Source organism: Aquimarina rhabdastrellae, from assembly GCA_947387485.1.
GTDB lineage: Bacteria > Bacteroidota > Bacteroidia > Flavobacteriales > Flavobacteriaceae > Aquimarina.
This window is the reverse complement of the sequence record CANDNT010000002.1, coordinates 227,982-248,190: the sequence shown is the minus strand read 5'-3', so window position 1 is coordinate 248,190 and position 20,209 is coordinate 227,982. Positions and strand designations below refer to the sequence as shown.

At 32.0% G+C, this 20,209-nt stretch carries 20 protein-coding genes; 7 read left to right on the top strand and 13 right to left on the bottom strand.

Going from position 1 to position 20,209, the window contains the following annotated elements; all coding sequences use genetic code 11:
• Positions 1 to 100: 100 nt before the first annotated feature.
• From ACYEKI_RS05730 to ACYEKI_RS05705, 6 genes are all read left to right on the top strand, one after another.
• Positions 101 to 2,947 (top strand): carboxypeptidase-like regulatory domain-containing protein, encoded by a 2,847-nt coding sequence (locus ACYEKI_RS05730; RefSeq protein WP_459210211.1) that lies wholly within the window; start codon positions 101 to 103, stop codon positions 2,945 to 2,947.
• A gap of 36 nt (positions 2,948 to 2,983) precedes the next feature.
• A complete protein-coding gene (locus tag ACYEKI_RS05725; protein ID WP_459210210.1) occupies positions 2,984 to 4,405 on the top strand; it encodes a DUF5689 domain-containing protein in 1,422 nt (473 codons plus the stop codon).
• An 83-nt stretch (positions 4,406 to 4,488) separates the two neighbouring features.
• Positions 4,489 to 4,800, top strand: a complete 312-nt coding sequence (locus ACYEKI_RS05720; protein WP_459210209.1) for a DUF6122 family protein — start codon at positions 4,489 to 4,491, stop codon at positions 4,798 to 4,800.
• Positions 4,801 to 4,812: 12 nt separating this feature from the next.
• Positions 4,813 to 5,511, top strand: coding sequence for an AAA family ATPase (locus tag ACYEKI_RS05715; RefSeq protein WP_459210208.1), 699 nt, complete (start codon positions 4,813 to 4,815; stop codon positions 5,509 to 5,511).
• 5 nt (positions 5,512 to 5,516) lie between these two features.
• The gene (locus ACYEKI_RS05710) at positions 5,517 to 6,377 is read left to right on the top strand and encodes a helix-turn-helix domain-containing protein (protein WP_459210207.1); all 861 of its coding nucleotides are present in this window, start codon (positions 5,517 to 5,519) and stop codon (positions 6,375 to 6,377) included.
• A 94-nt stretch (positions 6,378 to 6,471) separates the two neighbouring features.
• On the top strand, positions 6,472 to 7,194 hold the full coding sequence (locus ACYEKI_RS05705; RefSeq protein ID WP_459210206.1) for a cysteine hydrolase family protein: 723 nt from the start codon (positions 6,472 to 6,474) through the stop codon (positions 7,192 to 7,194).
• 105 nt (positions 7,195 to 7,299) lie between these two features.
• On the opposite strand, the gene ACYEKI_RS05700 is transcribed toward ACYEKI_RS05705, so the two are convergent.
• Positions 7,300 to 8,274, bottom strand: coding sequence for an endonuclease/exonuclease/phosphatase family protein (locus tag ACYEKI_RS05700; RefSeq protein WP_459210205.1), 975 nt, complete (start codon positions 8,272 to 8,274; stop codon positions 7,300 to 7,302).
• A 142-nt stretch (positions 8,275 to 8,416) separates the two neighbouring features.
• On the opposite strand from ACYEKI_RS05700, the gene hflX reads away from it, so the two are divergent.
• Positions 8,417 to 9,640 (top strand): GTPase HflX, encoded by a 1,224-nt coding sequence (gene hflX / locus ACYEKI_RS05695; protein ID WP_459210204.1) that lies wholly within the window; start codon positions 8,417 to 8,419, stop codon positions 9,638 to 9,640.
• Positions 9,641 to 9,689: 49 nt separating this feature from the next.
• Here the strand turns inward: hflX and ACYEKI_RS05690 are convergent, their stop codons facing one another.
• The 12 genes from ACYEKI_RS05690 to sufB all read right to left on the bottom strand — a co-directional run bounded on the left by ACYEKI_RS05690 (position 9,690) and on the right by sufB (position 20,178).
• Positions 9,690 to 10,592, bottom strand: coding sequence for a DUF3078 domain-containing protein (locus ACYEKI_RS05690; protein WP_459210203.1), 903 nt, complete (start codon positions 10,590 to 10,592; stop codon positions 9,690 to 9,692).
• Between the two features lie 133 nt (positions 10,593 to 10,725).
• Complete coding sequence (locus ACYEKI_RS05685) at positions 10,726 to 11,640, bottom strand: DUF3078 domain-containing protein (RefSeq protein WP_459210202.1); 915 nt, start codon at positions 11,638 to 11,640, stop codon at positions 10,726 to 10,728.
• Positions 11,641 to 11,759: 119 nt separating this feature from the next.
• Entirely contained in the window at positions 11,760 to 12,269 is a 510-nt protein-coding gene (locus tag ACYEKI_RS05680) for a DUF2480 family protein (protein WP_459210201.1), read from the bottom strand.
• Positions 12,270 to 12,279: 10 nt separating this feature from the next.
• Complete coding sequence (locus ACYEKI_RS05675) at positions 12,280 to 12,609, bottom strand: SUF system Fe-S cluster assembly protein (protein ID WP_459210200.1); 330 nt, start codon at positions 12,607 to 12,609, stop codon at positions 12,280 to 12,282.
• 5 nt (positions 12,610 to 12,614) lie between these two features.
• Positions 12,615 to 13,037: a SufE family protein gene (locus tag ACYEKI_RS05670; RefSeq protein ID WP_459210199.1), complete on the bottom strand. Its 423-nt coding sequence runs from the start codon at positions 13,035 to 13,037 to the stop codon at positions 12,615 to 12,617.
• A 111-nt stretch (positions 13,038 to 13,148) separates the two neighbouring features.
• Positions 13,149 to 13,808: a DUF4377 domain-containing protein gene (locus ACYEKI_RS05665; protein WP_459210198.1), complete on the bottom strand. Its 660-nt coding sequence runs from the start codon at positions 13,806 to 13,808 to the stop codon at positions 13,149 to 13,151.
• A 46-nt stretch (positions 13,809 to 13,854) separates the two neighbouring features.
• Positions 13,855 to 15,069, bottom strand: a complete 1,215-nt coding sequence (locus ACYEKI_RS05660) for an aminotransferase class V-fold PLP-dependent enzyme (RefSeq protein ID WP_459210197.1) — start codon at positions 15,067 to 15,069, stop codon at positions 13,855 to 13,857.
• 195 nt (positions 15,070 to 15,264) lie between these two features.
• Positions 15,265 to 16,578: a Fe-S cluster assembly protein SufD gene (sufD, locus tag ACYEKI_RS05655; RefSeq protein ID WP_459210196.1), complete on the bottom strand. Its 1,314-nt coding sequence runs from the start codon at positions 16,576 to 16,578 to the stop codon at positions 15,265 to 15,267.
• Between the two features lie 2 nt (positions 16,579 to 16,580).
• Positions 16,581 to 17,333 carry a Fe-S cluster assembly ATPase SufC gene (gene sufC, locus ACYEKI_RS05650; RefSeq protein ID WP_459210195.1) on the bottom strand — a complete coding sequence of 251 codons (753 nt, stop codon included), beginning with the start codon at positions 17,331 to 17,333 and terminating at the stop codon, positions 16,581 to 16,583.
• Positions 17,334 to 17,399: 66 nt separating this feature from the next.
• Positions 17,400 to 17,816 carry a hypothetical protein gene (locus ACYEKI_RS05645; RefSeq protein WP_459210194.1) on the bottom strand — a complete coding sequence of 139 codons (417 nt, stop codon included), beginning with the start codon at positions 17,814 to 17,816 and terminating at the stop codon, positions 17,400 to 17,402.
• A 2-nt stretch (positions 17,817 to 17,818) separates the two neighbouring features.
• The gene (locus ACYEKI_RS05640) at positions 17,819 to 18,709 is read right to left on the bottom strand and encodes an N-acyl homoserine lactonase family protein (protein ID WP_459210193.1); all 891 of its coding nucleotides are present in this window, start codon (positions 18,707 to 18,709) and stop codon (positions 17,819 to 17,821) included.
• A 23-nt stretch (positions 18,710 to 18,732) separates the two neighbouring features.
• On the bottom strand, positions 18,733 to 20,178 hold the full coding sequence (sufB, locus tag ACYEKI_RS05635) for a Fe-S cluster assembly protein SufB (RefSeq protein WP_459210192.1): 1,446 nt from the start codon (positions 20,176 to 20,178) through the stop codon (positions 18,733 to 18,735).
• Between the last annotated feature and the right edge of the window lie 31 nt (positions 20,179 to 20,209).

Here is a 20,209-nt window from a genome sequence, read left to right as displayed (position 1 = left end):
AGCTTTTCTATTTAAAAAATGTACTTTTGCTCGTCAGAAATTATAATTTCTTAACTAAAATTAGTATTTAATGAGAATATCGTACACCAAAAAAATCAGTATGTTTTTACTGATTTTTCTGAATTCGGTTTTTGTGATGCACGCACAACAAACAGGGTTTAAAGGAAAAATTGTTGATGCAATTACAAACGAGAGTCTCCAGGGAGTAATGATTAGGATAGAAGGAACAAGTTTATCCTCATTCACAGACGCTTTTGGAGAGTTTAGTTTTGAAGCTATACAGCTTCCTTTAGGAGAACAAGTTGCTTCCATTTCAAAAAGTGGTTATGTAACGCAACGTTATCCAATTACAATTAACGAAGGACGTATTTTAGACATTAAAGTGGTAAGTCTTCAATACGACGTTAATCAAGAGCAATTGCAGATCGGTACTATCAGCCTTGCTGATAACGAACTTGATCAAGAAGAAGGAGTGACAGATAATATATCTGGTTTATTACAATCTTCGAGAGATGTATTTCTCAATGCGGCTGCCTTTGATTTTAGTGCAGCCTTTTTTAGACCCAGAGGTCTGGATAATGCAGATGGTAAAGTTTTGATCAATGGGATCGAAATGAACAAATTATCAAATGGTCGTCCACAATGGGCTAATTGGGGAGGATTAAATGATGTACAACGTAACCGAGAGTTTACTATGGGATTAACACCTAATGAGTATACTTTTGGAGGATTAGCAGGAACTACTAATATAGTAATGAGAGCTTCACAATACCGTAAAGGTGGAAGAGTATCTTATTCTGTAGCAAATAGAAGTTATACAGGAAGAATTATGGGAAGCTATAGTTCTGGTATGATGCAAAATGGATGGGCTTATTCGTTTTTAGCTTCTAGAAGATTTGGAGATGAAGGGTTTATTGATGGCACTTTTTATGATGCAAACTCATTCTTTGCAGCTATCGAAAAGAAAATCAATGACAAGCACAGTATTAATTTAACTAGTTTTTATGCTCCTAATAGAAGAGGAAGATCTACAGCAATTACTAGAGAAGTTTATGATTTAAAAGGAAGAAAATATAATCCTAACTGGGGATATCAAGATGGTGAAAAGAGAAACTCTAGAATCCGTGAAATAGAAGAACCAGTATTAATGTTAAATCATTATTGGACAATGTCTGATAAAGTAAGTTTGAATACAAACATTGCTTATCAAACAGGAAAAATAGGAAATAGTCGTATCGAAAGTAGAGGAACTACTTTAGGAAGTACAGGTGATTTTGTATTTGGAGATGCATCAAATCCATCACCAGATTACTTTAGAAATTTACCAAGTTTCTATTTACAAGATGCTAATCCTAGCACAGAAGATTTAGCCAATGCTTATTTAGCAGAACAAGCCTTCTTAAATGATGGACAATTAGATTGGAATAGTCTTTATTTGGCTAACCAAAATAATGCAGGTCAAGGATACAATTCTACTTATATTTTATATGAAGATAGAACAGATGATACTCAAATCTCTGCAAATACTATCTTAAATGCAACATTAACAGATCATATTTCTTTAAATGGTTCGGCTAGTTATACTAACTTAAAAAGTAAGAACTTTGCAAAAGTATTAGATTTATTAGGAGGTTCGGGATATTTAGACGTTAATGCATTTGCGTCTGATGCAGATGAGAATTTCTCTATTGATAGAGCTCAAAATGATGTGGCTAATCCTAATAGAATAGTAGGAGTAGGTGATACTTTTAGATATAATTACGAAATCGATGCAGAAGTAATTTCTGGATTTGCACAAGCACAATTCAAATATAATCTTGTTGATTTTTATGTAGGAGCTAATGTTTCTCAAACTTCATACCAACGTACAGGTCTTTATGAAAACGGACGTTATCTAGGAAATGCTTCTGTAGGAAAGAGTAGAAAATTAGATTTTACAAATTACGGAGCAAAAGCAGGATTTACATTTAAAATTGATGGTCGTAACTTGATTGATGTAAATGGAGCATATTATACAAAAGCACCTACAATTCGTAATGCATTTACTAATGCAAGAGAAAATAATGTTACTGTAGGAGAATTCTATAATCCACTAACAAATCAAATAGAAACATTAAGAGATCCTGATAATGAAAAGATTAAAAATGTAGATGTAAGTTATATTTTTAGATCTCCAATCGTTAAAGCGAGGTTAACAGGGTATTATAACGAATCTACAGATGGTACAGATATATCATTCTTCTTTACAAATGGTTTAGGAAGTTTTGTACAAGAAGTATTAACTAATGTTGATGAGCGTAGAATAGGAGGAGAGCTAGGTATCGAAGCTCAAGTAACACCTACTATTAAATTAAAAGCTGTAGCAGCAGTAGGACAAAATACCTATACAAACAATCCTGATATCGAAGTAACATCTGATGATGCCAACTTTATTTTTCCAGGAGGATTAAAATCAAACTTAAAAGATTATCACGTAGCGTCAGGACCAGAAAGAGCTTATCAAGTAGGGTTTGAATATCGTGATCCTAACTTCTGGTGGGTAGGAGTAACAGCAAACCATTTTTCTAATACATATTTAGACATTAGTCCTTTAACAAGATCTGAGGCGTTTCCTCTTAACTTAGATGATCCAGATCAGTTACCTTATACAGATTATGATCCAGCTGTAGCTAGAGAATTATTACGTCAAGAGCAATTTGATGCGTATACTTTAGTAAATGCAGTAGGAGGTAAGTCATGGAAAATAGGAGACTATTTTGTTGGAGTATTTGCGGGAATCAATAATATCTTTAACGAAAGATATATTACAGGAGGTTTTGAGCAATCAAGAAATTCTGATTATAGAAATGCTTTAGAAGAGAGTCAAAGAGATACACCATTATTTGGACCTAGATATTTCTTTGGACAAGGAACAAATTACTTCGTAAATTTATCTTTAAGATTTTAAGAACAAAAAGAGGAAAAACAATATAAAATTTTCAGTATGAAAACGAATAAACTTAATATATTTTTACTTTCTGCATTAATGACATTAGGGGTGACCTCTTGTGTGCAGGATGACGATTTTTCTACACCAGCTGTAGTTCAAAATCAAGATGGAAGAGAACTTCCGGCAGGATTAATTAAAACTGATATTGATGCTATTAAAGATGCTGTAGCACAAGATGGTTTTACAACTTTTGAAAATACTAATTTATATATTGAAGGATATGTAGTATCTAGTGATGAGAGCGGGAACTTCTTTGAAGAATTAATTATTCAAGATGCAGCAGAAAATCCAACAGCTGGAATACGTGTTAGTATCAATGTTTCTTCTTTATACAACACTTACGAGTTTGGTAGAAAAGTAGCAATCTTATTAGATGGATTAAGCGCTGGAGAAGGTAACGGAGTTGTATCTTTAGGTTTTGCTAATGGAAGTAGTGTAGGTCAATTACAAGAAGCACAATTAACAGATTATATCTACAGAAGATCAGAAGTAGCTACTATCGTAGCAAAAGAGGTTGCTATCGCAGATTTTTCTGATGAGTTAGAAAACACATATATCCAGTTAACAAATGTACAATTCCCTAAGGATATCGCTTTAGGAGATGATACTATTACATATGCAGGAGAGGCTTCAGATAGTTTTGATGGTGAAAGACCATTAATGAGTTGTGAGACTGGACAATCAGTAGTTCTAAGCACAAGTACTTTTTCAGATTTTAAATCTGTTCCATTAGCAACAGGAGCTGGAAATGTAAGTGGTATTTTGACAAGAGATTTTAGAGATGAATTTTATACTGTAATTGTTAATAACTTAAACGGTGTTGATTTAGGTGGTGAGCGTTGTGATCCAGATGAAATTTCTTGTGGATTAGCTACTACAATTGGAGCTACAAATATCTTTGCAGATGACTTTGAATCTCAAACTTTAAATGCACCTATTTCTGGAAATGGATGGACTAACTATATCGAAGCTGGTACAGAAACTTGGGAAGCTTATACTGCTTCTGGTGGTAACGCTTCTTTAGGAGTATCTGCTAGAGTAGGATCTTTCAGATCTGGAGATGCTAGTACTGTAGCTTGGTTAATTTCTCCACAAATTGATTTAGATGCTCAAGAAGGAGAAACGTTAAGATTCCAGACTTCTAATAGTTTTGCTGATGGTAGTGAAATGCAAGTATTATTCTCTAGAGATTGGGATGGTACAGAAGCTAACATTACTGCTGCAAACTGGGGAGTTTTAGTTGACGCTACTATTGTTCAAGATTCTGATGATTTTGGAGATTGGATCGAGTCAGGAAATGTTGATTTATCATGTGAAACAGGTACTATTTACATCGCTTTCAAATATACAGGAAGTGGAGATAGTGCATTAGATGGAACATATGAGTTAGATGAAATCAGTATAGATGCAAACTAAGAATTAGTTTTTTACTATAAAGAACCCTCTCAGATACCTGAGAGGGTTTTGTTTTTTTATAATATTGCAGTTAAAATAGAGTAATGATCATACAACCTATACTTCATTATAGTTTACATTTTTTGTTTCCAGGATTATTATCCTATATTTTTTTTAGGAAACAATGGAAAAAAGCATGGTTAATAATGATAGCTACTATGCTTGTCGATCTAGATCACTTATTAGCAGATCCTATATTTGATGCCAATAGATGTAGTGTGGGATTTCATCCATTACATAGCTATGTAGCAATAGGAGTATATGTCATATTTTTGTTTATTCCTAGAATGAGAATCATAGGTGTAGGTTTGCTATTTCATATGTTTACAGATTATCAAGATTGTTTATGGATGTAAAAGAAAAGAAGAATGCGTAGTAATTTATATATCACTCATAAAGAAAAGATAGCCATAGATGAAATTATGTATGACGATTTCTTGAAAGTTCAAATTCAAGAAATTTTACAAGAGTACAAACATCTAGAAGCGTTAAGAAAATATGATTTACCAGTACACCATAAACTACTGTTATACGGTAAAACAGGTTGTGGTAAAACGATGACGGCAAGAGCTATTGCAAGTTATCTAGATAAAAAGATTATTATAGTTAATCTAGCTACTATTATTTCTTCAAAACTGGGAGAAACTGCAAAAAATATAGCAGATATATTTAAAAAAGCAAGTATAGAAAATGCGGTATTATTTTTTGATGAATTTGATGCTTTAGGAAAATTAAGAACAGCAGAAGAGAGTGATAGTGGAGAAATGAAACGTGTTGTAAATGTACTTTTACAACAATTAGATTATCTACCTATAGAAGTGATATTTATAGCAGCAACCAATCTTAGAACAAGTATAGACGAGGCTATATTACGTAGATTTGAAGCACAATTAGAATTTAAAGCGCCATCTAGAACTTTATTAGATCAATACTATGATCAATTTTTAGTAAGGTATCCAAAAGAATACCGTCATTTTGAAAGAAAGTATGAATTATCTTTTGCAGAGGTAAAAAATTACATTCAAAAGGAAGTTAAAAAAGCAATCATTAAACAAATAGAACAATAAATTTTATGTCTCTAGAATTGATTAAAACATATCATTTTAAAGAACAAGATCAGGCTACCTTTAGTTTGAGCTTGGTTAGTTTTGATGAAGCGTGTATAATCAATGCACCAGAACAAGTTGATGCATTCAAAATTTATTGGATCAAAGAGGGAAGAGGAACCTATACTATTGATTTTAAAACATACAGTTTTGAAGGAGAAGTATTGTTTTTTTTGACACCAGGACAAGTATTTTCTATTACATCTGAGGCTATAAAAGAAGCATGTAGATTAAGTTTTATACCAGACTTTTATTGTATAGCAACTCATGATAAAGAAATATCATGTAATGGTATTTTATTTAATAATACATATGAAACACCGTTTGTAAAACCACAACAAAGAGTATCTAATCAATTGAGAAGAGTATTAGAGAATATTATAGATGAATTTGAACATCCAGATACAGCTCAATATGATTTATTACAGTCTTTTTTAAAGCAGTTTATTATTCTCTCTGTAAGAGCAAAAAAAGAGGGCACAATGCTACTAGATGAGGAAGAATCTTTGGTGTTTAAAAACTTTAGTGTATTAGTAGAACAAAACTATAAGAAAATGCATAGTGTTTCTGCCTATGCAGAACGATTGGGGATTACTTCAAAATCTTTGACAAAACATCTTCAACGTATAGGAACATCGAGTCCGAGTACAATTATCAAAGAGAGGATTATTCTAGAATCCAAAAGAGCATTAATATATACAGACAAAAATATTAAAGAAATAGCATATGATTTAGGGTATGAAGACCCAGCGTATTTCTCTAGATTTTTTACTAAAGCTGTAGGTAAATCACCTTTAAATTTTAAATCAGAATACAAATCTTCTTAAAAGAGGAAAATAATCCAATACTAAAGAACTTTTGTCCATGTATTGCCTTTGATTATTACAGCAATTTTGTCCTGAATAATTAAAGTAACACATTATGAAAAAGATTTTTTTAGCATTAGGAGCAATCATTTCTTTAACAAACAGTGCTTTTGCGCAATTACCAGATCCAGGGTTTACTATAGACGAACATACAGCAATTGTTATAACTGATCCACAGAATGATTTTTTAAGCCCAGAAGGAGTAGCTTGGGGAGTAGTAGGAGAAAGTGTAACAAAGAATAATACAGTAGAAAATCTCGAGACCTTATTTAAATTAGCAAAGAAGAATGATATGCTAACATTTGTTTCTCCTCATTATTATTTCCCTCATGATCACAAATGGGAAATAGAAGGTTCTTTAGAAGCATTAATGCATAAAATTAATATGTTTGATCGAAAAGGGTCATTATCTGTAGATGGTTTTGAAGGATCTGGAGCAGATTGGTTAGATCGTTACAAAAAGTACCTTAAAGGAGATAATATAGTTATTACAAGTCCACATAAAGTATATGGACCAGATACAAATGATCTAGTATTACAATTAAGAAAAAGAGGAATTAATAATGTAATTCTTGCAGGAATGTCTGCAAACTTATGTACAGAATCACATATGAGAGAGTTAGTAGAGCAAGGATTTAGAGTTGCTGTGGTAAAAGATGCTACTGCAGGAGCAATCTTACCTAATATGGATGCTTATGAAGCTGCTGTGATTAATTTTCAGATGATAGCTAGTCATGTATATACTATAGCAGAATTGAAAAAAGAATTCAAAAAATAGAGATAATATGACTAGTCCTAAATAAGTATTACACATTTTGTAATGCTATTTCAAGACGTAATAATATTTATCATAAAAAAAGAGACTCTTCAAGAGTCTCTTTTTTTATGAATTAAGTTTTAGTTGTACAAATACTGGAAAATGATCACTATAACCACCGTGATATTTTTTACCTACATAAGTACGAAAAGGAGTTCCTTTGTAACGACCTTTATGTTGCCTTAAGAAATCTTTATCAAAGATCTTTGCATCAGAAAAGGTGTGTGTATCTTTTTTATATTGATGAAAGTTGTGACTAAAAATTATTTGATCAAATAAATTCCATCTATCTCTATAGCTCAAACTACCCTGATGTCTCGTATGTAAACGTTCCATAGGATTAAATAATTCAGGACCTATTAAATGCTTTTTAATACTAGTATTACTAGGATCATCATTAAAATCACCCATGATGATAATTTTTGCATGAGGATCTTCTTCAAGTATTTGAGTAATCAGTTCTCTATTTCTTTCAGCAGCAATAATACGTTTGTACTCAGAGGCACGAGCATCATCTCTACGAGAAGGCCAATGATTGACTAGAATATGCATTTTCTCATTATGCATCATACCTTCAACCCATAAAATATCACGAGTATAGTCCCTTTCGCCATTAGGTTCTGTAATATAAACAGGTATACTTTCTGAGTGTAATACTGTAAAATGATTCTTTTGATATAGTAGAGCTACATCGATACCGCGTTCATCTGGAGAGTCATAATGAACAATATCGTAACTCTTATTTTTAAGATGTTTAGAATGTATAAGATCTTCGAGAACTTGTCTATTTTCAATTTCGGCTACACCAACAAGAACAGGAGACTTACCTGATCTAGCAAAACCTATATTAGAAATAGTAGTTCCTAATTTGAAGATTTTTTTTTCATAGCGTTTGATATGCCAGTTTTTTTCAGAGTTGGGAAGAAAATCAGTATCTCTTATTTTAGGATCATTATGGATATCAAAAAGATTCTCTAGATTATAAAAAGCAACAGTAAATAGATTTGTGATTTTTTTTGTTCTGTAAATAGAATGTGACATATACAAAAAATAAATAATGAATGTGCAAAGTACGAATTCATAAGCATACAATGTTGTACCTTTGTAGATTAATTGTACTCACAAGATGGTTGTGAGTACTCCCTTTATACTATTGAAGGAGGAAAAAACGATATAGAAGTTTATGTTAGAAAAAAAAGAGATAGCATACGAAAAAGCCATATTAATAGGAATTATAACTAGAAGTCAGAATGAAGAAAAATTAAATGAGTTTCTAGACGAATTAGAATTTCTTACATATACAGCAGGAGGAGAGGTTGTAAAGCGTTTTACACAAAAGATGGACATGCCCAATTCAAAGACGTTTATAGGAACGGGTAAGATGGAAGAGGTTCAAGCTTATGTAGAGCAACACGATATAGGTACAGTAGTTTTTGATGATGAATTGAGTCCTGCACAACAACGTAATATAGAAAAGATACTTAAAGCAAAAATCATAGATAGAACAAATTTGATTCTAGATATTTTTGCTCAAAGAGCACAAACAAGTTATGCACGTACACAAGTTGAATTAGCTCAATATCAATATTTACTACCTAGATTAACAGGAATGTGGACTCACCTTGAACGTCAACGAGGAGGTATAGGTATGCGTGGACCAGGAGAAACAGAGATTGAGACAGATAGACGTATAGTAAGAGATCGTATAGCATTATTAAAGAAAAAGCTATTAACGATAGATAAGCAAATGGCTACGCAGCGAGGTAATCGTGGTAAATTAGTGAGAGTGGCATTAGTGGGGTATACTAATGTAGGTAAATCAACATTAATGAATGTAATCGCAAAAAGTGAAGTATTTGCAGAGAATAAATTATTTGCCACACTAGATACTACAGTACGTAAAGTAGTAATAGGTAACTTACCATTTTTATTGAGTGATACTGTAGGGTTTATTCGTAAGTTACCTACACAGTTAGTAGAAAGTTTTAAAAGTACTCTTGATGAGGTGAGAGAAGCAGATTTATTATTACATGTAGTTGACATCTCCCATCCACAGTTTGAAGATCATATTGCCTCTGTAAATAATATCTTGAAAGAGATTGATAGTACAGATAAACGAACTATTATGGTGTTTAATAAGATAGATGCTTATAAACACGAAGAAATAGCCGAAGATGATCTGGTGACAGAACGTACCAAAGCACATTATACGCTAGAAGAATGGAAGCAAACATGGATGAATAGAATAGGGGATAGTGCCTTATTTATTTCGGCTACCAAAAAAGAAAACATGGATACCTTTAGAAATAGAGTATACAAAGAAGTTAGAGATATACATGTAACACGTTTTCCTTATAATAATTTCTTATATCCAGAAATTATGTATGAAGAAGGAAGTGAAGAATAAGATCAAAAAGGCTTTAGAAAATTTATAATTCTAAAGCCTTTTTTTATAGTTATAAAGTATAGTTTAAACCTATACCTATGATTTCTCGTATTTGAAATCCTCTAGAGGCGTTATCATTATAAATAGCTTGAAAGACCAAACTACCAGAAATGTATTTGTTAACAGTGAGATTGACATTTGTGGTATAATCAATGTCTACATTAAGAGGCTCCTCAATGTAATTTGAGTATAAATTAAGCTTGTTCTCCATAGTAATATCTTCCATTACCTTAAATTTGAAATAAGCGTTTAAATGCCCTCCAAATTCGAATCTAGAATTTTTTCCTGTACCAACTCCAAAATAACTACCATCAACATACTCTGGAGTAGATGTAAATTTATCATCTACAAAAATCATACGTGCAGTTACTGGTGCTAAGTTAAAATTAAAATTATCGTTTTTTTTCCATAATAAACCTGGACCAGCTTGTATAGTAGCAGGAGAGAAGAAGTGAGTTTCTTCTGTACGAATGATCTCTTCTGATTCTTCGCTTTTGTCAAAACGATACCCAATAGCGAATTGAGATTTAAAATTGGTAAAATAAGAATAGTTCCAATTACCGTTGTTAATACGATGACCTAAACGGGTTTCTAATTCAACACGGTCGTTAGTTTTTCTAACAAAATCTTCGCCTTTGATAAAGGTTAAACCAAAATCGGCTAAAAATTTGTTTTCCCATGTAAAGCCGTGGTTTTTGTGAAATAATTCATAATTGACAGTCGTGTTTCCTGCTACGTTTGAGCTTCCACCACCTTGCCAATTTCTATTAAAGGCAGCTTGATTAAATACTAAAGAAAACTTCCCTTTTTGTTTCCAATAGATTAAAGAATCTTTTTTGCCTAAGTTTTTATCATTAGCATGTAAACTTATAGTACATAAACCTATAAGTAAGCCGGATACAATTTTTCTCATAGATACTTTATGTTTTCAATTACAAACATAAAGACTTAATTACTTTTAAGAAGTTGTAAAATGAAAGAAATTTCTTATAAAAAAAGGGATTACCTATAAGCAATCCCTTTAGTTTATATAAATGTGTTAGTTATTAAAAACCATAGTTGATTCCTAAACCAAATACTTCTCTAATCTGCCAAGCTTTAACAGCATTATCATCATAAATAGCTTGGAATGTTAAGTTTGTAGATAAATACTTATTGATAGTCATTACAATATTAGCAGTATAGTCAACATCAACATTTTGAGGATCTTCTAGATAGTTAGAATATAAGTTCAAGATGTTTTCCATAGATACATTTTTCATGATTTCAAATTTGGCATAAGCATTTAAAGCAGCACCAAACTCAAAACGTGAAGATTCATTAGCATCTACACCAAAATAAGGAACATAAGCATCTAATGCACCCGGAACAGTAGTATCAACTCTAGTAAAATCTTTATCTACAAATACGAATTTTGCAGTAGCAGGAGCGATGTTTACTTTTAAGTTATCGCTCTTTTTCCATAACATACCAGGACCAAACTGTAAATATGCAGGAGAGAAGATATGCGTAGTTTCGGTTCTTGTTTCGTTACCTTGAGCATCTTCACCAAATACGAATCCTTTGTCAAATTGAGTTCTAAAATTTAAGAAGAAAGATACATACCAGTTAGAATCTTTTAATTGCTTTCCAGCTAAAGAGTTAAGTTCAAAACGGTCATTGGTCTTTCTTGTAAAATCTTGATCCTTAGTTTTTGATAAACCATAATCAGCTAGAATTTTGTTATCCCAAGTAAAAGCTCCTTTTCTATAATTGAAATCATATGAAAGAGAAAAGTTACCTGCAATATTAGAAGTTCCTCCTCCTAGCCAATCATTATTAAAAGCAGATTGATTTAATAAAAAGGCAATGTTTCCTTGTTTTGTCCATCCATCTTTAGGACCTTCTTCTGTTGTAGCTTCTTGTGCATAACTAGTAAATGCACCAACAAATAACGCTAATGATAGTACTATTTTTTTCATATTGTTTTGGATTTTTTTGCGGCAGCAAATATAGATTAAGTTGTTTCTAATAATTAAAAAGCTAATAGTATAAAATCACAAATTCGATAAAAAGCGCAATCAATCGATCAAGGGGGAATTTATTTACGTTTGTATAATGGTACTGACGAGCAAGCCTCACCATACATAATACTTTTTGCAATAGGTTGTAACTTTTGGATAAGGGCTATATATGCTCCTTCTGGAACAGGTTTATTAGAGCATCCTTTAATGATCACAAGTTTATCCTTATATGTTGTAGTATCTAAGGTAGTAATTATTTCGTTATAAAGTATAGTTTCTAAGTGATCTAATGTACCTACTACTACTTTTTTTGTATACGGAATTAATTGAGAAGTAAGTAATAAATAGGCCCAACCAGGTATTATAGCATCGCTAGAACAACAAAGTGCTATATAGTGATCTTGATATTGAGACCAATCATGTTGAGCTACCTTTGCTCTAAAATCTTTTTCTCTAAGAATAAGACCTTCATATAACCAATCTTTAATATCAAAAAGAACTCTTTGACCTTTAGGGTAATATTCTTCAAGGTCAAAAGAGACTAATTTTTGATTATTGGCTACTCTATTAATAATTTCGTCTGCCATGATAATATAATTATAGCATTCCTAATTCTAATTTAGCTTCTTCGCTCATTAGGTCTTGAGTCCATGGAGGATCAAAAGTAATTTCTACCTCGGCATCATTTACAGCATCAATAGATTTTACTTTTTCTTCTACTTCTACAGGCAATGTTTCTGCTACAGGACAATTAGGCGTTGTTAATGTCATTAATATTTTAACATCATAGTTTTCGTTAACAAAAACATCATAGATTAAACCTAACTCGTATATATCTACAGGAATTTCTGGATCAAAAATAGTTTTTAATACACGTACTATTTTATCTCCTAATTCATTTGTATCGATGGATATGTTATCACTCATAATTTTTAATTTATTTGTGTTTGATAAGCAATAGCATACATTTTTAATTGCTTTATCATACTTACTAGACCATTAGCTCTAGTAGGAGACAAATGTTCTTTTAGACCAATTTCGTCAATAAAATCAGTATTAGCATCTATAATATCTTGAGGGTGTTGATTAGAAAAAACACGTATAAGAATAGCAATAATACCTTTGGTTATAATAGCATCACTATCGGCTGTAAAAACAATGTTATCTGCATTCATCTCTGCATGAACCCAAACCTTACTTTGACACCCTTTGATAATATTTCCGTCTATTTTATATTTTTCATCTATTAAAGGAAGTGATTTTCCTAATTCTATCATATATTCATAACGCTGCATCCAATCATCAAACATAGCAAACTCGTCAATGATCTCTTCTTGTAATTCTCGTATAGACATGCACTTAATTTTTAGCTGCAAAAATACAATAACTCATATCCCTTAACAAATTCTAATTAAGGAAACACTGTGAATCAAACGTTAATTGTATAAATAAAGAGTGATAATAGGCTAATCTCTTAAATATAGAGACAGTTCATCCATTAATTGTTGAAGCGCTTTAGGAGGAGTACCATGATCAAAAGAACTAGAAGTATAAGTAGAGTCTCCTTTTTTAATTACTACAGCAGCAATGGCAGCAGCATCATAAAAACGCTCTGTTGTAGGTGATTTTAAGTTTTTTATCTCAGGTAAATTAATAGCCCTTACAATATTTTGAATACGTTGCCAATGTATAGTTTCTTTTTTAAGTTTGATAGGAGCTTTCGCTAAATTTTTTCTTGTGATTAAACAGTGTTCTTTATTGATTTTTAAATTAAGATTAAAACCTCTAGTTATAGCAGAATATTCTATTTCTAACGGAAGTTGTTGCTGTGTTTTTGAAATAATTCTTTTTAAAGTATAACGTAGTGCTGAAGCATCTGCAGGAGGGTTGGCTATTTTAGAAACTTCGACTTCGAGTTGGTATTCATAACCTTCTTCATAAGAAAAGCCATCTATAGTGTCATAAAAGTTTGTCCAATCATTTTCTAGGCTTTCTTTTACTAACATACATTTTTGAGGTGCGACACCTTGACAATCTACGGTATAATGAGCAATATAGATAGTTCTTAAGGCTTTACAAGAACTTAAAAGAGGTAATAAAAAACATAAGAAAACTAATTTTTTCATAATCATATAATAAGTGTAAAGTGTATAAGAACTATCTATAATATTTTTAGCTTAACATCATCTTTGCTTTTTTAACAGCTTCGACCAAAATATCAATTTCTTCTTTGGTATTATAGAAAGCAAAAGAAGCACGAACTGTACCTGGTATGTTATAAAAATCCATAATAGGTTGTGCACAGTGATGCCCGGTACGAACAGCTACTCCTAGTTTATCAACTATCGAACCAATGTCATATGGATGAATATTTTCTATATTAAACGAGATAACCGATGTTTTTTGTTTAGCAGTACCATAGATTTTTAAACCTTCGATCTCAAGTAATTTTTGTGTACCATAAGCTAACAATTCATTTTCATAGGCAGCTATTTCATCAAAACCAATAGCATTCATATAATCCAAAGCTGCTCCAAAAGCAATTCCACCACAAATATTAGGCGTACCAGCTTCAAACTTATGAGGTAATCCAGCATAGGTTGTTTTTTCAAAAGTAACTTGATCGATCATCTCACCACCACCTTGATAAGGAGGTAGTTTATTTAACCATTCTTCTTTACCGTATAGTAAACCTACACCAGTAGGGCCGCATAATTTATGTGCAGAAGCTACATAAAAATCAACATCCAATGCTTGAACATCAGGTTTAACATGAGGACAAGCTTGAGCCCCATCAATTAATACTACTGCACCATGTTGATGCGCTTTGGTAATAATCTCTTCTATAGGATTAATTGTACCAAGTGCATTAGAAATGTGATTTGTAAAAACTAGCTTGGTTTTACTAGATAGTAACGCGTCATAAGCATCCATTAATAATTCTCCATCTTGATTCATAGGAATTACCTTAAGGATAGCTCCAGTACGCTCACAAAGCATTTGCCACGGAACAATATTAGAGTGGTGCTCCATAGCAGATACTATAATTTCGTCACCTGCTTCTAATAAAGCAGAAAAACCAGTAGCAACAATATTAATACTATGTGTTGTACCAGAAGTTAAGATAATCTCATGAGAATGCTTGGCATTAAAATGTGACTGTACTTTTTTACGAGCAAGCTCATAGGCATCTGTTGCTTCTTGAGATAAGGTGTGAACACCTCTATGTATATTGGCGTTGTATTTTGTATAATAATCTACAATAGTATCAATAACTACAGTAGGAGTTTGAGATGTTGCTGCATTGTCAAAATAGACTAGAGGTTTCCCATTTACAGTTCTTTCTAAAATAGGAAAATCAGCTCTTATTTTTTGTATGTCTAACATGTATTCAATCTTTTTCAATGAGACAAAGTTACGATATTGAAATTTGATAAAAGCTAGTTTATATGAATCTTATAAAGAGTTTTTTATTGCTCAAATTTGGTTATAAAATAATTAAAGACTAGAATGAGAAAAGGTCTAACTCTTCTTGAATTAGACCTTTTCTTTATAATAACACTTTAAAATAGCTAAAGCTAATTATAGATCAAAACCTATATCTACATTAAGCTTTTTGGCGATAAGCTTATTGATTCTAGCCTTAAGTTGAGGTATTTTAACACTTTCTAAGATGTTGTTTGCAAAAGCATACATTAATAATGCTCTAGCTTCTTTTTCGCCTATACCTCTAGATTGCATATAGAATAATGCTTTTTCGTCTAATTGACCAATAGTACATCCATGTGAACATTTTACATCATCTGCAAAAATCTCTAATTGAGGTTTTGAATTGATAGTAGCTTTATCACTTAATAGGATATTGTTATTAGATTGAAAAGCATTAGTTTTTTGAGCTTCTTTATTTACGATAATTTTACCGTTAAATACTCCAGTTGCTTTTTCGTCAAAAATACCTTTATAATCTTGATGACTCTCACAGTTAGGCTCTGTATGATGTACTAAAGTATAGTGATCAACATGTTGTTTGTTTTCTATAATAGTAACACCATTAAGAATAGAATCTATACGTTCTCCTTTTTGATAGAAGTTTAAGTTATTACGCGTAATATTTCCACCAAAAGCAAATGTATGAACAGAAACCACACTTTGAGTTTGTTGTTCTATATAGGTATTATCGATTAAAGAGGCATGTTCATTATCATTTTGGATTTTATAATAATCAACAAAAGCTCTTTTATCTGCATAAATCTCTGTAACAGAATTAGTCAATACAGGATTGTCTGTTAAACTTTGATGACGCTCAATAATTTGTACATGAGAATTTTCATCTACAATGATTAAGTTACGTGGTTGTAACATTTGAGCAGCTTCATTACCTGTAGAAAAATGTATGATTTGTACAGGCTTATCGGCCATTTTATTAGCACTGATATGTATATAAGCTCCTTCTCTTGAAAACGCAGTATTTAAAGAAGTTAAGCCATCTTGTTTAGCTACTTTATTAAAGTAATTATCAATAACAGCTTTGTACTTATCATGCGTTAATGCAGCAGACATTAAACATACATCAATCTTATCATGAGTAGTTTCAGACAAATGAGAAGAATATTTACCATCAATAAATACAATTTTATAGGTATCTAAATCATTGATAAAATACTTCTTTACATCTCTAAATTCTAAAGCATTTTCTTCTTTAGGGAAAATACTAAAATCATGTTTAAGAACTCCTTTAAGCGAAGTGTATTTCCAAGCTTCTTCTTTTTTTGAAGGAAATCCTTGTTGTTCAAACCTCTTGATAGCTTCGCTACGAATATCGTGTATTGATGAGTTTACATCAACAGTATTTTCAAAAGCTAAAAAGGAGGATACTAATTTATCTTTTAAATCCATTTTTATGCTTTTACTTCGTCTTTAATCCAATCGTATCCTTTTTCTTCAAGCTCTAGTGCTAGTTCTTTTGTACCAGACTTTACAATTTTACCATCGTGTAGTACATGTACAAAATCAGGAACGATATAATCTAATAATCTTTGGTAGTGCGTAATCACGATAACAGCGTTATCTTTATTCTTTAGCTTGTTTACACCATTTGCTACGATACGAAGCGCATCGATATCCAAACCAGAATCCGTTTCATCCAGAATAGCTAACTTAGGTTCTAACATAGCCATTTGGAATATTTCGTTACGTTTCTTTTCACCTCCAGAGAATCCTTCGTTAAGAGAACGAGATAAGAATTTACGATCAATCTCTAATAATTCTGATTTCTCACGAATCATCTTAAGCATGTCTTTTGCAGGCATTTCTTCAAGACCTTTTGCTTTACGAGTTTCATTAATCGCAGTTTTCATAAAATTAGTAACAGTTACACCAGGAATCTCTACTGGGTACTGAAATGATAAGAAAATACCTTTATGTGCACGTTCTTCGATAGCTAATTCTTCGATATCCTCTCCTTCAAGAAGGATATTACCTTGAGTTACTTCATAATCTTCTTTACCAGCAATAACACTCGCTAACGTACTTTTTCCGGCACCATTAGGCCCCATGATTGCGTGAACTTCTCCTGCATTTACTTTTAGGTTAAGACCTTTTAAAATCTCTTTTCCTTCTACACTTGCGTGGATATCCTTAATTTCTAACATTTTTAATCTATCGTTGTATCCCTTATTACAATAGGATTAGGTTATTCTTTTCTTTGCCTTTTTTCTTTACTCAGCAGGCTTAGTTTCTGAGGTTGTATTTGTTGTTTCTTCTTCTGTTACAGAAGATTTTACTTTGGTAACTAGTTCTGCAGTAGGAGCACTTACTCCTACAATTTCAGTAATAGCTACAATTTTCTCCCAACCTTCGTTAGGATTATCTTTTAAGATTCCTTTGATAACAACAGGAACCATATCATATTCTTCTCTTTGTAATGGCTTAGTTTTATTTGCTAATTCTTTTGCTTTAGCATCCAATTGAACTCCATATAAAAAGTCTTTTCCTTTTAATACTGCGGCGTTATCAGTATAAATAAATTCACCTCTAAATACTTGTCCTTCTTCTGTTTCTGAAGCAGGTTTTGTTTCGTTTTTGCAAGCGAAAGTGATTACACTTACTAATAGAATTAAAAGTATCTTTTTCATAATTAGTTCATATATTTTGGTGCCTTAGGCATTTTAGCAAAATCAGTTACTTCGTGTTGAATATATACTTTTGCATTATTTTGTTTTGCAAAATCTTCAAACTTAGCGATACTTTTTTCTGTTTCAGGAATATCATGATTGAATTGCGGAACAATTTTACCTGTTCTGTTTTTTCCAAAATGATATAAATCTCCAGAAAGTAGGATAGGACCATTATTGGTTAAGTTTAAAAATAAAACTTGATGACCAGGTGTATGACCAGGCATTGATTTTATGATTACGGTACCATCACCAAAAACATCATGATCACCATGAAGTTGTTGTACTTTATTTAATTTTGCTATAGCATCAACAGAATAGAATCCATTTGATTTAATTTCTTCACCTTGAGAAAATTCATATTCTGGTTGTTGTACTAACCATGTAGCATCTGCAAAATGATTTGCAGGTCCAGTATGATCAAAGTGTAAGTGAGAAAATGCTATATAATTAACATCACTAGGTTTAAGATCAATTTTATTTAATTGATTTACAATAGAATCTTTACGTGTTACAGTAAAAGCTTTATCAGGAGAAGTATAAGGTTCTTGACCTACGAGATTCTCTGGTAGACCAGCATCCCATAATAAATTTCCTTTGGGGTGTTTAATTACATAAAAAGCATTGGCTAAATCAATAGTTTCTCCTTTATAAGTATCACCTTGAGCAAATAAATTTAGGTTATTAACTTTAATATGACCTCCGTCAAAAGTATATAACTTAACTTCAGGTTTTTGAATGACTTCTACGACATTCTCCGTTGTTTCTTGTACAGGTTTTGCTTCTTCCTTGGCATCATTTTTACAAGCAACGATGCTGAGGGCAACAGCAGACAATAGTGCTAATTTTTTCATTTTCAATTGTATGTTAGTTTAGTTTATCCTACAGAACCTTCTAACGAAATTTCCAATAATTTTTGTGCTTCTACAGCAAACTCCATTGGTAATTTGTTTAGAACTTCTTTACTAAATCCATTTACAATTAATGCAATTGCTTTTTCTGTATCGATTCCCCTTTGATTACAGTAGAAGATTTGATCTTCTCCAATTTTACTCGTAGTAGCTTCGTGCTCAATTTGTGCTGTTTTGTTACTAGCTTCTATATAAGGAAATGTATGTGCTCCACATTCATTACCCATTAATAAAGAATCACATTGAGAGAAGTTACGTGCATTTTTTGCTTTGCTATTAATTTGAACTAAACCACGGTAACTGTTTTGTGATTTACCAGCAGATATTCCCTTTGAGATAATAGTACTTTTTGTATTCTTCCCTAAATGAATCATTTTAGTACCTGTATCTGCCTGCTGATAATTATTAGTTACTGCGATTGAGTAAAATTCTCCTACAGAGTTATCTCCTTTAAGTACACAAGAAGGATATTTCCATGTAACTGCAGATCCTGTTTCTACTTGAGTCCAAGAGATCTTAGCATTGGTTTCACAAAGTCCACGTTTTGTAACAAAGTTGAAAACTCCTCCTTCTCCTTCTGCATTACCAGGATACCAGTTTTGTACTGTAGAATATTTTATTTCTGCATCATCAAGAGCAATTAATTCTACAACTGCAGCATGTAGTTGATTTTCATCACGAGAAGGTGCTGTACATCCTTCAAGATAACTTACATAACTACCTTCGTCTGCGATTACTAAGGTACGCTCAAATTGACCTGTCCCTGCTTGGTTAATTCTAAAATAAGTAGACAGTTCCATTGGACAACGTACACCTTTAGGTATATAACAGAAAGATCCGTCACTAAATACAGCCGAGTTTAAAGCTGCATAAAAGTTATCTTTTTTAGGAACGATAGTTCCTATGTATTTTTTTACTAATTCTGGATGTTCTTTTATAGCTTCAGAAATTGAACAGAAAATAATCCCTTTTTCTGCTAGAGTTTCTTTAAATGTAGTTGCTACAGATACAGAATCCATTACAATATCAACAGCTACACCAGCAAGTTTCTTTTGTTCGTCTAACGAAATCCCTAACTTTTTAAATGTTTCTAATAATTCTGGATCCACTTCATCTAAGCTATTGTACTTAGGTTTTTTGTTTGGTGCAGAATAATAAGAGATATTTTGAAAATCAGGTTTTTGATATGTTACATTAGCCCATTCTGGTTCTTCCATTTTTTCCCAAATACGAAAAGCATCTAATCGCCATTCGGTCATCCACTCGGGCTCTTCTTTCTTTTTAGAAATTGCGCGAATAATATCTTCATTTAAACCTACGGGAAAAGTTTCAGATTCTATGTCTGTATAAAATCCGTACTCGTATTCCTTAGTTTCTAATTCCTTCTTTAAATCGTCTTCAGTATATGCCATCTTCTTTCTTCCGAATACCTTTCGAAATATT